This window comes from Marinobacter sp. MBR-105, assembly GCF_053628895.1.
On record NZ_JBRJHG010000047.1, the window covers coordinates 1 to 1,928 of the forward strand.

1 protein-coding gene is annotated in these 1,928 nt (G+C 65.9%); it reads left to right on the plus strand.

Going from position 1 to position 1,928, the window contains the following annotated elements; translation table 11 throughout:
- Positions 1-444 precede the first annotated feature (444 nt).
- The gene (gene ltrA / locus ACSSVV_RS20875; protein ID WP_454106963.1) at positions 445-1,854 is read left to right on the plus strand and encodes a group II intron reverse transcriptase/maturase; all 1,410 of its coding nucleotides are present in this window, start codon (positions 445-447) and stop codon (positions 1,852-1,854) included.
- Positions 1,855-1,928: the final 74 nt, after the last annotated feature.

Sequence of the window (1,928 nt, forward strand, 5' to 3'; positions counted from 1 at the left end):
TTGTGCGCCAGGCATGGCGCGCAGCGCCTGACTGGCGCTGTTCCCGAGGGTGGTGCCTCGGGATGACTTGGGGGTGAAAGTCCCCTGCACGCCCGGCAAGGGGAAGTGCTAGCCGACGGCAAGGGTGTCCCCCGCGAGGGGGAATCTGAAGGCAGCCCGAGGCAAAACGCTGGCCTGACGAACAGGAAGCGGATACGAGGCGGCATGGCGGGGTGAGATGGCAAGCATCATCAAAGCCCGATACTTGCACGGATCGCCATGACGTAAATCCGACAGGCATAAGCGGGAAGGTCGCGCGTCTTACCCTGGGAGGTCTGGTGGTCTGCCACGGTGCTACCGGCGCCGAGAGGCGACGGGATGGGCCACCAGACGTCAGCCGAGGCCATAGTAAGTGCCGGTTCACCGCGGCACCAAGGGCCGAACATGAAGAACCGCGAGTAGGCGATGACGTCTCGAGGATCGATCGTGAAGACAGGAAGTGGCGCTGATACCGCCACCCACCCAGAGGGGCAGGGGCGGAACCCCGAGCCCTGGCCGGTGGGCGTCGAGACGGTCTCGGCGTCGTCATCGTGGACGAAAGCGGAGCCTGTCCTGCTCATGGAAGCGGTGGTCGCCACCGACAACATGCAGCGGGCTTACCGTAGGGTGGTGGCCAACAAGGGGGCGCCGGGTGCCGACGGCATGACGGTGGCCCAGCTGGCCGACCACCTGAAGCAACACTGGCCGACGCTGCGCGAGCGGCTGCTGGCCGGTGAGTACCACCCCAGTCCAGTCCGAGCCGTCGAGATCCCCAAGCCCAAGGGCGGGACGCGACAGCTCGGCATCCCCACGGTCACCGACCGGCTGATCCAGCAGGCGCTGTTGCAGGTGCTGACGCCGTTCTTCGATCCGGGCTTTTCCGCATCGAGTTATGGCTACCGCCCCGGGCGCAGCGCCCAGCAGGCCGTCTCGGCGATGAAGGTCCATGTCACCGCCGGCCACCGCTGGGTGGTCGACCTCGACCTGAAAGCCTTCTTCGACCGGGTGAACCATGACCTGCTGATGGCACGGGTCGCGCGCCGCGTCCGCGACAAACGGGTGCTACGCCTGATCCGCCGCTACCTGGAAGCCAGGATGTTCCAGGATGGCCTGGCCGCGCCACGCCGACAGGGAACGCCGCAGGGTGGGCCACTGAGCCCACTGCTGGCGAACATCCTGCTGGATGATGTGGACAAGGAGCTGGAACGCCGCGGTCACCGCTTCTGCCGCTACGCCGACGACCTGCAAGTGTATGTCAGGAGTCGGCGGGCGGGTGAGCGCGTCATGGCCAGCCTGAGTGATTTTCTCGAGAGCTCGCTCAGGCTGACGGTCAACCGCGACAAGAGTGCGGTGGACCGGCCCTGGAACCGGGGGTATCTGGGCTACACGCTGACTCGACACAAGCGGCCAAAGCTGACGCTGGCCAAGGCCAGCCTGCAGCGCCTGATGCAGCGTGTCCGCGAGCTCCTCAAACGCGGCAGGGGACGCCATATTCGTCGCGTCACCAGAGAGCTGGCTCCCGTCCTGCGGGGCTGGGCCAGTTACTTCAGTCTCGTCGACGTGAAGCGACCGCTGGAAGCGCTGGATCAATGGATACGCCGCCGATTGCGCGATGTGATCTGGCGGCAATGGAAACGTCCGCGAACCCGGTGTCGTAAGCTCCTGGCGCTGGGCCTAGATCCACAGCGCGCCTGGAAATCATCGGTAAACGGGCGAGGCCCTTGGTGGAATGCGGGTGCGCTGCACCTGCGCCACGCCTTGCCCAACCGCTGGTTCGCTCAGCGTGGGTTAATCTCGGTGCTGGATACGGTAAGAGGGCTTAGCCGTTCTTCGTGAACCGCCGTGGTACGGAACCGTATGCCCGGTGGTGTGGGAGGGCTCCGGGGGTGACCCCGGACCCTACCCGATTC

Excerpts from the sequence above, each read along its gene's own strand:
- ltrA (WP_454106963.1), top strand. The coding sequence starts at position 445 with ATGACGTCTCGAGGATCGATCGTGAAGACAGGAAGTGGCGCTGATACC.